Source organism: Rhodococcus sp. C3V (genome assembly GCF_029269915.1).
GTDB classification, from domain to species: domain Bacteria; phylum Actinomycetota; class Actinomycetes; order Mycobacteriales; family Mycobacteriaceae; genus Rhodococcus_F; species Rhodococcus_F qingshengii.
In genome coordinates, this window is sequence record NZ_JARJBE010000002.1 from 482,771 (window position 1) to 498,877 (window position 16,107).

The window sequence follows — 16,107 nt, forward strand, 5'->3', positions numbered from 1 at the left end:
GTTCTGAGATTCCGCGGACCGCTCACGCCGTGACTGCGACCTTCGCCTCGTCGACGTCTGTGGTCAGCGTCGACGGCTTGCGCAGGAAGACGAACCAGGTGACTGCGATGCAGGCGATGTAGAAGGCCAGGAACACCCAGAAGGCCATGGTCGCCGACTTCGCGGGGCTGCTGTACGACGCGCGCAGCACCAGGTTGATGCCGACGCCGCCCAAACCGCCTACCGCACCGGCAAATCCGATGAGAGCACCGGAGATACTGCGCGACCACGTTGCCTTCTCGCTTCGATCCATGTGATCGAAGCTCTGAGCCTTCGCCTCGAAGATCGCCGGGATCATCTTGTAAACAGATCCGTTTCCGATGCCGGAGAGCAGGAACAGAGCGATGAATCCGAGAACGAATGTCACCATGATCCCGGCGCTGGCGACGCCGGCGGTGTTGTCGTCCATCGTTCCGGCCGTCACGAGTATCGATGCCGCGAATGCCATGGCGACAAAGGTCCACATGGTGATCTTGCCGCCGCCGATGCGGTCGGCCAGTTTGCCACCGAGCGGCCGGGCGATCGAACCGAGGAGTGGTCCGATGAAGGCGATCTGTGCTGCATGCAGCGCCGCCGCGGCCGGAGTGGCACCGCCGGCGAGGAAGTTGATCTGCAGAACCTGACCGAAGGCGAAGCTGAATCCGATGAAGGAACCGAACGTACCGATGTACAGGAAGCTGATCACCCACGACTCGGAGAACTTGAGTGCCTTGGCCATGGAGCGCAGGTCCGACTTCTGGTTGCCCAGGTTGTCCATGAACAGCGCGGCACCGACGGCGGCGGCCGCAATGAACACGAGATAGACGGCGCAGACGATCCACGGAGCGCGGTTACCGACGGTGGCGATCACCAGCAGACCGATCAGCTGGATCATCGGCACACCGATGTTGCCGCCGCCGGCATTGAGACCGAGCGCCCACCCCTTGAGGCGTTGCGGGTAGAAGGCATTGATGTTGGTCATCGACGACGCGAAGTTGCCGCCGCCGATACCTGCAGTGGCCGCTACCAACATGAACGTGGTGTACGACGCACCCGGGTTCATCATCAGGTAGAGCGTGAGAAGTGTTGGCACGAAGAGGAACAGCGCACTCATGACGGTCCAGTTACGACCGCCGAACCGTGCGGTGGCAACCGTGTATGGAATGCGGAGGACCGACCCGACAAGTGTGGGCACTGCGACGAGGAAGAACTTTCCGGCCGCGTCGATGCCGTAGATATCCGTCGGCATGAACAACACCATCACGGACCAGATCGACCAGATCGAGAAGCCGACGTGTTCGGCTACCACTGACCAGATCAGGTTCCGCTTCGCGATGTCCTTGCCGCCGCATTCCCAGGCGTCGACGTCCTCTGCATCCCAATGCTCGATGTAATGACTCACCAGGGCCTCCTGAATATGTTGGAGACCCAAAGGTAGAAAACGGTTATTGCGCCGGTGCTGCGTGCGATGACCGCGAAGTCAATTGATCCTCACCCGGTAACAAGACCGGGTGTGAGCTAGTTTTTCGCAGGTGCGTGCCAGGAATCCTCGAGCATCCGAGGCTTGCATGCCTGGTAGGCGCCCAGGAGCACCACGATCACAGCGACGACGAGCAGGCCGAACGGCGCAGCGTATCCACCGGACACGTCGTGGAAAACGCCGAACAGGAGCGGACCGAGGCAGGCAACGGAGTAGCCGATGCCCTGGGTGAAGCCGGACAGTGCCGAGGAACCGATGTGCGAACGAGTACGCAGGTTGATCAGCGTGAGCGACATCGGGAACGTGCTCGGACCGAGACCCAGGACGACAACCCACACGACCGGCGCCGCCATCGGGGCAAAGTACAACCCGCCCATGCCGACCAGGTAGCAGACGGCACACGCGATCACGACAGGGAAGGGATTGGCCATGCGGGCGCACAGCGTCGGTGCACCGAAAGCTGCGACGAGCCCGATCACCGAGAACATTCCGACCATCGTTCCGCCGAAGGCATCACTGGCTCCGGCGTCACGAAGGATCGAGGGAATCCACGTGAACATCGAATACGTGATCAGTGAGGTCATGCCGAACATGCCGGCCATCCCCCAGGCCACGGGAGAACGCCAGACCTGACCGCGTGGCTGTTCTGCCACTGCCGCAACCGAATCCGATGCATTCTCGACGGACCCGGCTTCGTTCGCGCGAGCCTTGCGCGAGCGAGCGAGGGTGATCAACCACGGCACTGCTGCGGCGAAGCCGAAGGCGGACCACCAGCCGATCGAGAACCGCCACCCGAAGGCGTCGGCAACCGGGACTGCGACGAACGCCGGAACGATGGTGCCGATCTGCACGGCCACGATGTAGACCGAACTCATGGTGGCGAGGCGATCCGAGAAGTACCGCTTGACCAACGGCGGGATCACGACATTGCCGATTCCCATGCCTGCCAGTGCCAGAGCCGAGAGGGCCAGCAACGACCATGTCTGAGACATCATGGCGCGCAACAGCATTCCGACGCCGGCCATGAGCATCGCGACGAGGGCCGTCCGCTCGAGCCCGATACGTTTCGCGATGGCGGGAGTGACGAGACCGAAGATGGCGAACATTGCGGTCGGAACCATGCCGAAGACACCGACGATCGAGGCGGAGAAGCCGATCTCGTCGCGAATCTCGGCCGCCAAGGGCGAGAACGAGGTCACCGCAAGTCGAAGTACTAGCGCAGACATCGCAATCGCAGCGAAGACGAGCACACGGCCTTGTACCAACGAGCGGGTTTCGGTTCTCTCCAGTTGAGCAGTCACCGGGAAATCATAGGATGACCGGACGAACTCGCACAAGCGCGGTAATCTAACGTCACATTCACACCACTTACCCGGACCCGAGGAAACAACCACGTGCAACCCGTTCGACGCGCAAGTCTCATCTCGCAGGTCACCGAACAACTCCGCAACGAGATCCGGAGCGGAACCTGGCCGATCGGTTCCAAAATCCCCACCGAACCGGAACTGTCGGAGCTGACCGGGACCGGTCGCAATACCGTGCGCGAGGCGGTCCAGGCGCTCGTACACGCCGGAATGCTGGAACGTCGTCAGGGATCGGGCACCTACGTCGTTGCTGTCTCCGACCTCGGTGGCACTCTCGGCAACTACTTTGCCGGTGCCCACCAGCGGGATGTACTCGAACTTCGGCGCGCACTCGACATCACTGCAGCCACCCTCGCCGCCGCACGGCGAACCGAAGACGACATCGCCGAACTGACGCGGCTACTCGAGCTTCGCACCGCGTCATGGGAGGGTCAGGACGTCGACGCTGCCACCACCGCGGACGTCGCCCTGCACCGAGCAATCGTCGCGGCCAGCCACAACGAGGTCTACCTGGAGTTCTACGACTCCCTGCTCCCGGTCATCGAGACCACGATCCAACAGCACATCGATGCAACCGGCGAAGGATTCCACTCGCAGCACGCGAACCTCGTCAACGCTGTCGTCGACGGGAACACCGTGGCCGCCTCGAACGCCGCACGCGAGCTGTTCGAGGGCCTGGTCTCGGACTTCGGTACCGGCGCCCCGATCTAGAGCAGCAAGCGCACGATGTCGGACGTACGGGCCAACCCCGGGAACGCGTCCGCCGTCGAGCGAGGATGCAGAACATGAACCGCCAAGCGGAACATCACCGCACGTAGAAGCATCTGCGGCCACTCGGGGAGATCTTCCCACCGGCCGACCAGTGCCTCGTCGGCACCGCCCCACGAGATCGCGTCGACCACAGCGACGGCGGCGGCCCACGCAGCCGGCCGCCAATACGGCGTGATGTCGGTGATTCCGGGCGCCATACTGCCCGAGAACAGCACTGTCCCGAACAGATCGCCGTGCACGAGCTGGTCCGGGCTCTGCACCGGCTTACGCAAAGTAGCGAGCCCGGCGATCAGTTCCAGACTTTTGCGACCGTCAGGAGTGGGCGTCTCGAGTTGCTCGACGCCCTTCGCGATCCTCAGCGGAACCGTTTCCCAGGCCGCGCGATCAGCGGCGACGAATACGTCGACCTCGGCCCACGGCGGCACGGGCGGTTGCGCAAGGAAGCGCGGGCGCTCGAGCGAGGCCGTCGCCGCATGCAGTCGGCAGGACATCGAGACCACTTCGTCGTGACGTGGTTCCGGCGATCCGACGATGAAGGTGTCGGCACGCCAGCCCGAGACGACGTAACGACCGTCGGTCGAACGCACCGGTCGAGCCAGCCGAACGCCGTCGACTTCGAGGTTCTCTCGCACCTTCGCCGACCACGCTGCGCGGGCATGATCCGCGACTGCTGAAAGGACGACGTCTCCACACAGCCACCCGCCGTCCCAATCCGCACCGAGTGGGATGGGATCGACTTCACGGAGGCCGAAGGTGGAGCACACGTGCTGGGGAGGTTGGCCTGTGCTCACACCCCAACGCTACCGGTGCGCGGCGCCGCCTCCCGCGAGGCGCGCCTAGTAGACCGGCAGACTCGCATCCACCTGGTTCGCCCAGGCGATCGCGCCGCCTTGAACGTGGACCGCGTCGGAGAAACCGGCGTTCTTGAGAAATGCCAATGCCTCGGCGGAACGAATGCCGGTTTTGCAGTACAGCACTATCTGCTTGTTCTGCGGCAACGTCGCCAGAGCTTCACCGGACAGGATGCGGTCCTTCGGGATCAGCACGGCCCCCGGCAGATGCATGATGTCCCATTCAACCGGTTCTCGTACGTCGACCAGCTCGATCGACCGTCCCTCGCCGATCATGGCCTCCAGTTCGGGCGCCGTGATCGTCGAACCGACAGCAGCGGCACTCGCCTCTTCGGACACGACACCGCAGAACGCGTCGTAGTCGATCAAGGCGGTGACCGGCACGCGGGTCGGATCACGCTGAAGGCGGATCGTCCGGAACGTCATCGCAAGTGCGTCGTAGATCATCAGGCGTCCGAGAAGCGGTTCGCCGATCCCCGTGATGAGCTTGACCGCCTCGGTCGCCATGATCGAACCGACGGTCGCAGGCAGGACTCCGAGCACACCACCCTCGGCGCACGAGGGGACCATGCCTGGCGGCGGTGCCTCCGGGTAAAGATCGCGATAGTTCAGTCCCGCGCCGTCCGGGGCGTCTTCCCAGAAGACCGAGACCTGCCCTTCGAAGCGGTAGATCGAGCCCCACACGTATGGCTTTCCCGCGATGACGGCAGCATCGTTGACGAGGTACCGCGTCGCGAAGTTGTCCGTACCGTCCAGGATCAGGTCGTACTCGGAGAACAGTTCGACCGCGTTGGAGTTGTCCAGGCGGAACTCGTGCAACCGGACGTCGACGTGCTCGTTGATTTCGAGAATCGACTCCTTCGCACTGAGCGCCTTCGGGCGTCCGACGTCGGAGCGTCCGTGAATCACCTGACGCTGCAGGTTCGACATGTCGACCTCGTCGAACTCGACGATCCCGATGGTGCCCACTCCTGCGGCCGCGAGATAGAGCAGTGCCGGTGAACCCAATCCACCGGCGCCGATGAACAGGACTCGTGCATTCTTGAGCCGCTTCTGGCCGGTCATGCCTACGTTCGGGATGATCAGGTGCCGGCTGTATCGGGCAACTTCCTCCCGGCTCAACTCGGCTGCCGGCTCCACCAGTGGTGGCAATACGACGGGTGTTGCAGACACCGCGAAACACTCCTAGTTCAAGACGAGATCAGGGATTCTCGATCCGGTCACGCTCGGGGGTACGGCCACGGATTGAAGCGGCACGTGAGTCCGTTCATCGGAACGACGCCCTCGGGATCAAGCCTAGCGATGTCGTTGTTCGCGGTTCCGAAGGTCTGCTGCATCATGATCGGTGCGAGTCCGCCTTCGGTCTCGCACGGCTGATGAGCGGCGTATCCGATGGCATGGCCGACCTCGTGATTGATCTGATACTGCCGATACGAGCCGATGTCGCCCTGGAACGAAATGGCGCCTCGCACCCATCGCGGTTCGTTGAGCAGGACTCGGTCCATGCTCGGGTTGTAGCAGGATCCTTCGAGTTCGATTTCGTATCCACAGCCTTCGCGGATCGTCATCTGTGAGGTCAAGGAGATCCGGAAGTCCGGCTCGCCGGCGTCGACGCGCCGGAACGCGACCTTGGGATCGTTGGTCCAACTCTTCGGATTGGCCAGTGTCTGGTCGACCATGCGTCCGTACGATTCGTCTCCGCCGAAGCCGGTCGTGTCGACGCCGTCCTCGATCTCGACCGTGTACGTGAACTCGCGTTCGGTTCCCTGTCCGACCTTGCCCGTCGTACCTGGTACGACGTGCCACGTTCCACCCCCCGCGACGGTGAACGGACCACCGTCGGGAAGGGCACCGGACGGTATCGACGAGGCAAAAGTTCCGTCTCCGGCCGGTGGGGCACCGATGACATCGGTTCCGTCGGTGCTGTGCGCGAGGTCGGCGGTGGCCGACGTCTTGCTCGCGGAGTCTGTGGCGTCCGGCCGTACCGCATCGACGATCACAAGAATGGTGAGCACCACGAGAACCGGAATCGCGTAGGCCCGCCAACCGTAGGTCGAGACGAAGCGCCCGAGCTTGCTCTGCTTTCGCGCTGCCCGGTCCGGTCGCGGATTACGCGGGGTTCGGCCCACTTCTCGTTTGGTCGGATCCCATTGGGCGCGCAAAGGCTGATGGGAGGAAATGCCGCGATAGTCGCGTTCGCCGTAGGCACGATCATCCGGCACCTCCGGCCGACGTTCGTCGCGAGGCGCTCCAGTTCCGCTACGCATTCGACGTTCCTCACGTTCAGGGTTCTGCGTAGTTCGTCCACGCATGCGCGGTCCCCCTGGGTCAGTCACGTCGTCCAGAATCTCACACACGGCAAGTCGCTCGCCCGGGCTGACCGAAACTTGCTGGTCCTGGCGTGTCATGGCAGCCCGTCCTGTAACGAGAAAGACCGCTGGTCTCGCTCACCGAGGCACGCGCGACTCGCCCGGGCGACACACGGTATCGTTCATTCGGCTACGACCGGTGTGACGGAGGATACTGGCGGGTACGCACACGCGACTCGCGGATCCGCGCGCCGACCGAATTACTTTTGCTCAGATTGGAAGCGACATGACAGAACTCGCGGATCGGACTGACTCCGATCGCGGTACAACGGCTGGCAAGCCTGCCGGAACACGTCGCAGCACCCGCCTCCCCCGCGATGCGCGCCGCCTCCAGCTCCTCGCAGCTGCAAGTGAGGTATTCGTTGCGAACGGGTACCACTCGGCCGGCATGGACGAGATCGCCGAATGTGCCGGTGTCAGCAAGCCAGTTCTGTACCAACATTTCCCAGGCAAACTCGAACTGTACGTCGCAGTCCTGCAGAGTTACGTCGACAGCCTCATCTCGGGTGTACGCCAGGCCCTGCGATCGACGACGGACAACAAACAGCGTGTCCGCGCCGCGGTCCAGGCGTTCTTCGACTTCGTCGACAACGACTCCCAGGGCTTCCGCCTGGTGTTCGAGTCCGACATCATGGGCGAACCTCAGGTCCAGACACGCGTCGAACAAGCCACCGAAGCCTGCGTCGACGCCGTGTTCGACCTGGTGAGTCAGGATTCCGGACTCGATCCGTACCGTGCGCGCATCCTTGCGGTCGGCCTTGTCGGTGCCAGCCAGTTCACTGCGCGGTACTGGCTCGAAGCCGCGCGGCCGATCCCGAAGGAAGAAGCCGTGGAAATCACCGTGACCCTCGCGTGGGGCGGTCTCTCACACGTGCCGCTGCAAGCCGAAACGAAGTAACCGGAACCCGAACCCGAACGAGAATGGGCGGGCAGTCTCACGACTGCCCGCCCATTCTGCTGTTACAGCTACGCGTCAGACGGTAGGCGCGAATCCGACCTTGCGGATATCGGACGGACCGATCTCCACGTACGCCACACGAGAAGCCTGCACCAGGAACTTGCGGCCCTTGTCGTCGACGAGAGCCAGAACCGGCTCGCGGCCACCGAGGACAGCCGCGACCAGTGTCTCGACCTCGTCAGGGGTCTGTTCGCTGTTGACGATGAGCTCACGCGGGCTGTCGATTACACCGATCTTGACCTCCACGGTCAACCTCCGAACTGTTCGTGAATTACATCCGTTGTCGACGCAAGGCTAATGCAGCAACGACCGCCCACGCTCCTCTGCACGCTGTGCCCAGAGCGAACAGGCACCTAGACGAGTCCGAGAATCGCCATCCGCTCGGCATGCTTTGCCTGCATGCCGTCGAACAACGCGACAACTCCGTTGAGGTCGCCGGAGGCGGAGATCACCAGATCGGTGAGATCCTCACGCTGCGCCAGCACGAACTGTGCCTGCGTGATTGCTTCCCCCAGAAGACGGCGTCCCCACAGCATCAACCGGTCCTTGGCGCGAGTACTGGCCTCCACTGCTGCCTTCACCTCGAGCACCACGAACTCCGAGTGGCCCGTCTGGGACAGCACGTCCTCGACGATTTCCGCGACATCCGCCGGGAGGGAGTGCCCGATCTCGCGATAGAAGTCGGCAGCGATTCCGTCGCCGACGTACGCCTTCACGAGCGATTCCAGCCACGTCGACGGTGTCGTCGACGCGTGGTAGTTGTCGAGAGCTCGAACGAACGGGTCCATGACGGCGAAGATCTCGTGGCCACGTTCCGTCAACGCCGTTTCCAGAGTCTCGAAGTGGTCCATCTCGGCGGCGGCCATGCTGGCGAACGCCACCTTGCCTCGCAGGTCCGGTGCCATTTGTGCGTCCTCCGCCAAGCGGTAGAACGCCGAAATCTCGCCATACGCGAGAACGGCAAACAAATCGATCACGCCAGGGTGATCGGAAGCGACTCGGCCTCCGGTTCCAGCGTCCGTCGAAGCATCAAGATCGTGTGCGCCCATGACTACGAACTGTAGTGCTTCGACGGCCGACGCGACCGGCAAGGACCGCATGTCCGATTCGGTGATCTTCGACATGTCATCGCGAGGGACGGACAACGTGCAGCTACAATGGTCTTGGGAGTTCGCCAGTTCCCCCGGGCCATTTGGTTAGCCGGGACGGCTGTATTCACACGAACCCCACCGATAATGTGCGCGCACCTGCATCGACGGTTGTCGCCCGCTTCGCCGAGATCTCCGGACGGTTCGAATTCGTCCGAGTGGAATTCAGTGCTGAGGCGTAGGCATGACCGAAGAAAAAGAGGGCATCGACATCGGCCGACTTACGGCCTGGCCCCTTACCTTGTGCGTGCGTACCGCCACGAGGAAAGGCTAGTCCCCTGAGCAAGATCACTGTCGACCACGAAGACGAAGCAACCGAGAACACCGTTTCCGTCCAGCTCGACGACACCCATGTACCCCCGAGCTTCGCCGAACTCGGTGTCCGCGACGAAATCGTCCGCGCACTGAACGAGATCGGCATCGAGCGCACCTTCGCCATCCAGGAACTCACCCTTCCGTTGGCTCTCGCCGGTGACGACCTCATCGGTCAGGCCCGCACCGGAATGGGCAAGACCTTCGGTTTCGGCGTCCCGCTCCTGCATCGCATCGTCACCGCCGAGAACGGCACAGCTGTTCTCGACGGCACGCCCCGCGCTCTGATCATCGTTCCCACCCGCGAGCTGTGCATCCAGGTCGCCCGCGACCTCGAGAACGCCAGCAAGTACCTCCGCGTCGGCGATCGTGGTCTCCAGGTTCTGCCCATCTACGGCGGCCGTCCGTACGAGGCGCAGATCTCGGCACTCCAGAAGGGCGTCGACGTTGTCGTCGGCACCCCGGGTCGCCTGCTCGACCTCGCCAACCAGTCGCACCTGATCCTGGGCAAGGTGGGCGTTCTCGTCCTCGACGAGGCCGACGAAATGCTCGACCTGGGATTCCTCCCCGACATCGAACGCCTCATGGGCATGGTCCCCGACAAGCGTCAGACGATGCTCTTCTCCGCGACGATGCCCGGCCCGATCATCACCCTGGCTCGTACCTTCCTGACGCAGCCGACGCACATCCGCGCCGAAGAGGCCGAATCCTCCGCGGTGCACGATCGCACCAGCCAGCACATCTACCGTGCACACGCGCTCGACAAGGCCGAGATGGTCGCCCGCGTCCTGCAGGCCGAAGGCCGCGGCGCGACGATGATCTTCACCCGCACCAAGCGCACAGCCCAGAAGGTGGCCGACGATCTCGCGGAACGCGGCTTCTCCGTCGGTGCCGTCCACGGTGACCTCGGACAGATCGCCCGTGAAAAGGCGCTGAAGGGCTTCCGTAACGGCAAGGTCGACGTTCTGGTCGCCACCGACGTCGCTGCCCGCGGTATCGACATCGACGACGTCACCCACGTCATCAACTACCAGTGCCCCGAGGACGAGAAGACCTACGTCCACCGCATCGGTCGTACCGGCCGCGCCGGACGCACCGGCATCGCCGTCACGCTGGTCGACTGGGACGACATCCCTCGCTGGCAGCTCATCGACAAGGCACTGAGCCTCGGAATCCCCGACCCGGTCGAGACCTACTCCAGCTCGCCGCACCTCTACGAAGAGTTGTCCATTCCGGCCGATGCCAAGGGCACTGTTCGCAAGGCCAAGGCCGCACCTGAGAAGGCAGCAACGGACAAGGCAGCAACGGAAAAAGCAGACGCGCCGAAGTCGACCGACTCGGACGGCAACGAAGAGAAGGCCGCTCCCCGCCGCAACCGGACCCGTCGCCGCACCCGCGCCGGCGCTTCGACCGACGCCCCGACGTCCACCACCGCCGGCGCCACCACAGCTCCCCCTTCGGCACCCGCGGCAACCGCTGCCGAGAACTCGGACGAAGACGGAGCGGCCAAGCCGCGTCGCCGTCGGCGTCGTCGCCCCGCGGCTTCCGCGACGGCAGGCGCCGCAGAGTAAGCTGCCGATGTGCTGGCTCCCGAAAGGCGTACTCGCTCAGATGTGATCGGTGCGCTGGCAATCGCGCTGGCCGTAATCGTGGCGGTGACCGTTGTGTGGTTGCGCAGTGATGCGCGCGGAACCACCTCGGTCACCGCCGAATCTCCACTCCCACCTCTGTCGACGTCGGTGTTGTTACCCGACATCCTGAAGCAGACGTGGGAATCTCCCAGTGCCGACTCGACGGCACCGATCACCGTCGGAAATGCCGTCGTCACCGCCGACGGCTCCGAGGTGATCGGCCGCGATCCGGCAACGGGCGAAGAAGTATGGCGATACGCGCGCAACATTCCGCTGTGCGGCGCGATCGGTTCGTGGGATCGCGTCGTCAGCGTCTATCAGGACGATCGCGGTTGCTCTCAGGTCACGTCGCTGGTCGCCGACACCGGCGCCCGAAAGGACCAGCGCAACAGCGACGCCGATTCTGCGGTCAGCCTTTCAGCGGACGGCACCTACCTGATTTCGCGCGGCAGTGAGCGAATGGAGCTGTGGCGCTCGGACCTCGTCCGAACCCTCGAGTACGGCCGGGTCGACGCGAAGGTCAACCCCAACAAGCAACCCCGCACCGGATGCACGCTGCTCGACGCTGCGTCGAGCGCCAACCGAGTCTCGGTACTCGAGCGCTGCCCCGGTGAAGCCTCCAACAGGTTGACGGTGATGAATCCCGCACCCAAGGACGCCCAGGAACCCGAAGAGTACGGATCCGCGATTCTCCTCGACTCCGAGGGCGCCCGCCTGCTTGCCGTGGCCGGCGAAAAGACGGCCGTCTACCTCCCTGCCGCCAACGGAACCGTTTCTCGCATCACCATTTTCGACGGATCCGGCAATCCGATCGTCGACTATCCGATCGAGGGAACGGTGACCGAAGGCGCCCGCACCCACGCCGACAAGGCTTCGATCACGTGGTGGACCGGCTCGCAGACCGTCAACCTGCGCCTGAGCGATCTGGCTCCGACGTGGATCGTCAACGGAACGTCCGGACCCGGAAGCATGGTTGCCGGTCAGATGCTCATCCCCGTTCCGGGCGGCATTGCAGCCGTCAGTCCGTCGGACGGAGCGGTGCAGCGCATGATCGCAGTCGACCGCGGTGAGACGGCGACACCGATCGTGCTCGCCAGTGCGGGCGAGACGATTCTGGAACAGCGCGGCGATACCTTGTTCGCGCTGCGCTAGAAGCTCACCTTCCTCAGATCGCCAGCTCCGGCGCGAAAGTCACGACTTCGTTTCCAGCCCAATGCTTTACGAGATTGTCCGCGAGTTCACGATAGGCATCCGCACCCTTGTTCTTTCGTCCGGCGAGGACCGTCGCGCCCGACGCGGACGCCTCGGCGAACTTGACGGTGCGTGGGATCGGAGGCGCCAGAACGGCCAGGGAGTAGCGGTCGCTGACGTCGGCGAGCACGTCGCGACTGTGCGTGGTTCGAGCGTCGTACAGAGTCGGAAGTGCGCCGAGCAGAACAAGATCCGGGTTGGTGATGGCTTGGACTTCACGAACCGTACGCAGCAGCTGTCCGACGCCGCGGTGTGCGAGGGTTTCGCATTGCAGTGGAACCAGAACCGACTGCGCCGCAGTCAATCCGTTGAGTGTGAGCACACCCAACGACGGTGGGCAGTCGATGATGATGACGTCGTAAGAGCCCAGGAGCGGAGACAGCGCCCGCTTGAGCGCGAACTCTCGACCGGGTCGCATCAGGAGCAGCGCTTCGGCGCCCGCGAGATCGATCGTGGCCGGCAGGAGATCCATACCGTCGTCCGTCTTCAGCACGGCGTCGACCGCGTCGAGATCACCCGCCAGGACCTCGTTGACCGAACGCTCGAGGCGATCCGGGTTGTGTCCGAGCGAGAACGTCAGGCAGCCCTGCGGGTCGAGATCCACCACCAGAACTCGTTGTCCGAGCGCGGACAAAGCCGCACCGAGAGAAGCGACGGTGGTGGTTTTAGCCACGCCGCCCTTTTGATTCGCCACTGCGAGAACCGTCGTCACACGTAGATCCTTGCGCACTTCGCGCCAGGAGGCGAGCTACACACGCGAGGCAGCCTGCAATGATGGTCGACATGACGTCCCAGTCCGCCCCCTCGTCGATCCCCCTCGGTGCTCGCGTCGTACTCATGCGACACGGTGAAACCGAGTGGGCACGCACCGGGAAACACACGGGCCGGACCGAGGTTCCGCTGACTCCGCTCGGCGAGATGCAGGCAACCGCGACCGGAAATCGCTTGCGAACCCTCGACCTCCGGAACCCCATGATTCTGACGAGTCCGCGGCTGCGCGCACAGTTGACGGGCGATCTCGCCGGCCTGCCGGAAGAGCGAACCTGGGATGCACTGTCCGAATGGGACTACGGCGACTACGAAGGCCTCACGACGCCCGAGATCCGCGCAACGGTGCCCGATTGGACCGTCTGGACGCACCCGTGCCCCGGCGGCGAGCAGGCCGATCAGATCCACGCCCGCACCGACATGGTGCTGTCGATGGTGCGTTCGCAACTACCCGAACGCGACGTGATCCTGATCGGGCACGGCCACTTCTCACGCGCACTCATCGCCCGCTGGCTCGAGCTCCCGGTGACGGAAGGAAAGCGTTTCGCCTTGTCCCCCGGCGCATACTCGGTTCTCGGTTACGAGCACGGCGCCACCCACCTCGTCCATCACAACGTGCCGCCGCTCGTCGAGTCTTGAGGCCTAAGATTCTCCCTATGATCCGACGCGCCACGCCCGCAGACGTCCAGCCGATCACCGACATGATCTACGAGTTGGCCGACTACCAGAAGGCCCTCGACGAGTGCACCGTGAAGGCGGAACAGATCGGCGAGGCGTTGTTCGGGCCGGCCGCGACGGCCTTCGCGCACGTCGCTGTGAATTCGGCCGACGACGTCGTCGGCATGGCGTTGTGGTTTCGCAATTTCTCGACGTGGGACGGCGCTCACGGCATCTACCTCGAAGACCTGTACGTCAAGCCCAGTCAGCGCGGATCAGGCCACGGGAAGGCTCTTCTGGCCGCACTCGCCAAGGAGTGCACCGATAACGACTACACCCGGCTGTCCTGGTCGGTGCTCAACTGGAACACCCCCTCGATCAAGTTCTACGAGTCACTCGGTGCCGACGCGAAGACGGAGTGGACCACGTATCGCCTGACCGGCACCCACCTCGGAGCTCTCGCCGCCGAAGCTGAGTAGAGCGGAAGCTGAGTAGGACCGAAGCAGCGTAGGCGTTCCGTCCTACTTGTCCCGCGGCTCTTCGGTCTCGTCCGGGCGTCCCTCTTCCGGCGACACCTCGTCTGCGTACGCTCCGTACTCCGCTGCCATCCATCGAGACGTCGGAGCCGAGAACAGGCAGCCCAGAGCGCCGAGAACGACGACACCCAGAACGATGCCGAGCGGCACCTGATGCGAATCGGTCAGGAGCGACCAGGCGACCGGCAGGAGCAGCAACTGCGCGACGACGGCGATTGCCCGGCCCCACCGGCGGCCCGTCAGCAAAGCGATACCGGCAGCCAACACCGCGCCGCCGAGGATCGCGACCCAGGCGGCAAATCCGTATCCGTTGGTGACGCTCTGATCGTGGCCGGTTGCACCGCGAATCACTGCGACGATCGCGAACCCGGCGGCAACCAGCCCTTGAAGCGTCACGAGGGCACCCGCCCATGTGACTGTCTTGGGCAGGGCGTTCGGACTGGCGGTATTCGGCACGAGGCCAGCCTAGAACACGACACCGGATAGGCTCATGCCCCGTGCGCGCACTGCTGATCGTCAACCCCAATGCCACCTCCACCACCGCTGCCGGTCGTGACCTGTTGGCACACGCCCTCGAGAGTCGGGTGCGACTTACTGTGGCGCACACCACACATCGGGGTCATGCCGCCGAACTGGCGCGCGAAGCCCACGAAGACGGCTTCGGCTCGGTGATCGTCCACGGTGGCGACGGAACGGTCAACGAAGTGGTCAACGGACTGCTCGGGTCACCGCATCCCGCGTCGATGAAATCGGTTCCGGTCGGTCCGATCCCGACGATCGCTGTCGTCCCAGGCGGCTCGGCAAACGTTTTCGCGCGCTCACTCGGTATTGCCGCCGACCCGATCGACGCCACGAACCAACTCGTCGACCTCCTCTCCGAACGGACCAGGCGCCGAATCGGGCTCGCACACTGCGACAACCGTTGGTTCACGTTCAACGCCGGAATGGGCCTCGACGCCGATGTGTGCGAGGCCGTCGACGCCAGCCGTAAGAACGGTGACGCCGCCACACCCGCCCGGTATGTCCGAACCGCGATCGCGGCGTTCTTCCGTGCCAAGCGAGCCGAACCAGCGCTGACCGTCCACCTTCCCGATCAGGATCCCGTCTCCGGAGTCCACTACGCATTCGTCTCGAACTCGAGCCCGTGGACATATCTGGAAGAGCGTCCCGTCCACACCAATCCGGGAACGACCTTCGACAGTGGACTCGGCATCTTCGCCATGACGAGCACCAAAGTTCTGCCGTCCCTGCGGGTTGTGCGGCAACTACTCGCACGCGGCGCGGAGCCGAAATCGAAGGTCCTCTTACGCACCGACGACGTCCCGACAATCACCATCGAATCGTCGCGACCGATCGGACTCCAGATGGACGGCGACTACATCGGACTTCGTGAAAAGGTCGAATTCACCTCGGTCCCGGATGCACTGGAAGTGTTCGCACCGATTACGACGTGAGTCAGGCAACACGTTTGACCTGCAAAAACTCTGGTGCCAAAAGGTCGAAATCGGGTAAAATGCCGGTGACGCCCAGGTGGCCGTCAGGTGTGTCACAAATTAGTGAGTTGGCCCACGAACCCGTTCAAACCTATTGACATACCGCGAGTTCGTGAAAGCATTCACAAGTAACAGTGCGGAAACATTGATGACGCACACACAAACTCATTGGTACCAAATGGTGTGAATACACACCCAATTAAGGAGCGAAAAAAGATGGACTGGCGCCACAACGCAATCTGTCGCGACGAGGATCCCGAACTGTTCTTCCCTGTGGGAAACAGTGGACCGGCCCTCGCTCAGATCGCTGATGCCAAGGTTGTCTGCAACCGCTGCCCCGTCACCGCCGAGTGCCTGTCGTGGGCTCTCGAGTCCGGCCAGGATGCAGGCGTCTGGGGCGGAATGAGCGAAGACGAGCGTCGCGCACTCAAGCGTCGTAACGCACGTACCCGTGCACGCACTTCCGTCTAGGTAGAACCGAGACGTTCGACTCGCGGCGG

General features: G+C 63.6%; 17 protein-coding genes. 8 read left to right on the forward strand and 9 right to left on the reverse strand.

All coding sequences use genetic code 11. The annotated features are described in order from the left end of the window. Positions 1 to 22: 22 nt before the first annotated feature. Positions 23 to 1,423: a nitrate/nitrite transporter gene (locus P3G66_RS07255; protein ID WP_276116406.1), complete on the reverse strand. Its 1,401-nt coding sequence runs from the start codon at positions 1,421 to 1,423 to the stop codon at positions 23 to 25. A gap of 113 nt (positions 1,424 to 1,536) precedes the next feature. Further along, positions 1,537 to 2,799, reverse strand: a complete 1,263-nt coding sequence (locus tag P3G66_RS07260; RefSeq protein ID WP_063316627.1) for an MFS transporter — start codon at positions 2,797 to 2,799, stop codon at positions 1,537 to 1,539. Positions 2,800 to 2,892: 93 nt separating this feature from the next. Between P3G66_RS07260 and P3G66_RS07265 the strand changes: the two genes are divergently transcribed. Continuing rightward, positions 2,893 to 3,573, forward strand: coding sequence for a FadR/GntR family transcriptional regulator (locus tag P3G66_RS07265; protein WP_003942319.1), 681 nt, complete (start codon positions 2,893 to 2,895; stop codon positions 3,571 to 3,573). On the opposite strand, the gene P3G66_RS07270 is transcribed toward P3G66_RS07265, so the two are convergent. Genes P3G66_RS07270 through P3G66_RS07280 form a run of 3 tightly spaced genes read right to left on the reverse strand, consistent with a single transcriptional unit; the run spans position 3,570 to position 6,706 of the window. After that, positions 3,570 to 4,424, reverse strand: coding sequence for a TIGR02569 family protein (locus P3G66_RS07270; RefSeq protein WP_007731227.1), 855 nt, complete (start codon positions 4,422 to 4,424; stop codon positions 3,570 to 3,572). The two genes, P3G66_RS07265 and P3G66_RS07270, sit on opposite strands and share 4 nt — an antisense overlap. Before the next feature lie 45 nt (positions 4,425 to 4,469). Beyond that, on the reverse strand, positions 4,470 to 5,657 hold the full coding sequence (gene moeZ, locus P3G66_RS07275) for an adenylyltransferase/sulfurtransferase MoeZ (RefSeq protein WP_003942292.1): 1,188 nt from the start codon (positions 5,655 to 5,657) through the stop codon (positions 4,470 to 4,472). A 47-nt stretch (positions 5,658 to 5,704) separates the two neighbouring features. Next, positions 5,705 to 6,706, reverse strand: a complete 1,002-nt coding sequence (locus tag P3G66_RS07280) for a DUF3152 domain-containing protein (RefSeq protein WP_003942287.1) — start codon at positions 6,704 to 6,706, stop codon at positions 5,705 to 5,707. A 373-nt stretch (positions 6,707 to 7,079) separates the two neighbouring features. Here P3G66_RS07280 and P3G66_RS07285 point away from each other — a divergent pair, with 373 nt between their 5' ends. Beyond that, complete coding sequence (locus P3G66_RS07285; protein WP_003942309.1) at positions 7,080 to 7,751, forward strand: TetR/AcrR family transcriptional regulator; 672 nt, start codon at positions 7,080 to 7,082, stop codon at positions 7,749 to 7,751. 75 nt (positions 7,752 to 7,826) lie between these two features. Here the strand turns inward: P3G66_RS07285 and P3G66_RS07290 are convergent, their stop codons facing one another. Next, positions 7,827 to 8,057, reverse strand: a complete 231-nt coding sequence (locus P3G66_RS07290; RefSeq protein WP_003942312.1) for a DUF3107 domain-containing protein — start codon at positions 8,055 to 8,057, stop codon at positions 7,827 to 7,829. A gap of 107 nt (positions 8,058 to 8,164) precedes the next feature. Continuing rightward, positions 8,165 to 8,860 (reverse strand): ferritin-like fold-containing protein, encoded by a 696-nt coding sequence (locus P3G66_RS07295; RefSeq protein WP_029255047.1) that lies wholly within the window; start codon positions 8,858 to 8,860, stop codon positions 8,165 to 8,167. Between the two features lie 377 nt (positions 8,861 to 9,237). Between P3G66_RS07295 and P3G66_RS07300 the strand changes: the two genes are divergently transcribed. Together P3G66_RS07300 and P3G66_RS07305 are read left to right on the forward strand one after the other, a co-directional pair. Then, on the forward strand, positions 9,238 to 10,842 hold the full coding sequence (locus tag P3G66_RS07300) for a DEAD/DEAH box helicase (RefSeq protein WP_063316629.1): 1,605 nt from the start codon (positions 9,238 to 9,240) through the stop codon (positions 10,840 to 10,842). Positions 10,843 to 10,851: 9 nt separating this feature from the next. Beyond that, a complete protein-coding gene (locus P3G66_RS07305; protein ID WP_030534999.1) occupies positions 10,852 to 12,054 on the forward strand; it encodes a PQQ-binding-like beta-propeller repeat protein in 1,203 nt (400 codons plus the stop codon). A gap of 13 nt (positions 12,055 to 12,067) precedes the next feature. Here P3G66_RS07305 and P3G66_RS07310 read toward each other — a convergent pair whose 3' ends face one another. Beyond that, positions 12,068 to 12,865, reverse strand: coding sequence for an AAA family ATPase (locus P3G66_RS07310; protein WP_030535000.1), 798 nt, complete (start codon positions 12,863 to 12,865; stop codon positions 12,068 to 12,070). Positions 12,866 to 12,936: 71 nt separating this feature from the next. Between P3G66_RS07310 and P3G66_RS07315 the strand changes: the two genes are divergently transcribed. Then, positions 12,937 to 13,560: an acid phosphatase gene (locus tag P3G66_RS07315; RefSeq protein WP_276116351.1), complete on the forward strand. Its 624-nt coding sequence runs from the start codon at positions 12,937 to 12,939 to the stop codon at positions 13,558 to 13,560. A gap of 17 nt (positions 13,561 to 13,577) precedes the next feature. Beyond that, the gene (locus tag P3G66_RS07320; RefSeq protein WP_003940724.1) at positions 13,578 to 14,057 is read left to right on the forward strand and encodes a GNAT family N-acetyltransferase; all 480 of its coding nucleotides are present in this window, start codon (positions 13,578 to 13,580) and stop codon (positions 14,055 to 14,057) included. A 42-nt stretch (positions 14,058 to 14,099) separates the two neighbouring features. Here the strand turns inward: P3G66_RS07320 and P3G66_RS07325 are convergent, their stop codons facing one another. Then, complete coding sequence (locus P3G66_RS07325; protein ID WP_019747799.1) at positions 14,100 to 14,570, reverse strand: membrane protein; 471 nt, start codon at positions 14,568 to 14,570, stop codon at positions 14,100 to 14,102. Between the two features lie 41 nt (positions 14,571 to 14,611). On the opposite strand from P3G66_RS07325, the gene P3G66_RS07330 reads away from it, so the two are divergent. Beyond that, positions 14,612 to 15,568 (forward strand): diacylglycerol kinase family protein, encoded by a 957-nt coding sequence (locus tag P3G66_RS07330; protein ID WP_007731209.1) that lies wholly within the window; start codon positions 14,612 to 14,614, stop codon positions 15,566 to 15,568. Positions 15,569 to 15,823: 255 nt separating this feature from the next. Then, complete coding sequence (locus tag P3G66_RS07335) at positions 15,824 to 16,078, forward strand: WhiB family transcriptional regulator (RefSeq protein WP_003940950.1); 255 nt, start codon at positions 15,824 to 15,826, stop codon at positions 16,076 to 16,078. Positions 16,079 to 16,107: the final 29 nt, after the last annotated feature.

Coding starts and splice junctions, on each gene's coding strand:
- P3G66_RS07285 (WP_003942309.1), top strand. CDS start 7,080: ATGACAGAACTCGCGGATCGGACTGACTCCGATCGCGGTACAACGGCT.
- P3G66_RS07295 (WP_029255047.1), bottom strand. CDS start 8,860: ATGGGCGCACACGATCTTGATGCTTCGACGGACGCTGGAACCGGAGGC.
- P3G66_RS07315 (WP_276116351.1), top strand. CDS start 12,937: ATGACGTCCCAGTCCGCCCCCTCGTCGATCCCCCTCGGTGCTCGCGTC.
- P3G66_RS07320 (WP_003940724.1), top strand. CDS start 13,578: ATGATCCGACGCGCCACGCCCGCAGACGTCCAGCCGATCACCGACATG.
- P3G66_RS07335 (WP_003940950.1), top strand. CDS start 15,824: ATGGACTGGCGCCACAACGCAATCTGTCGCGACGAGGATCCCGAACTG.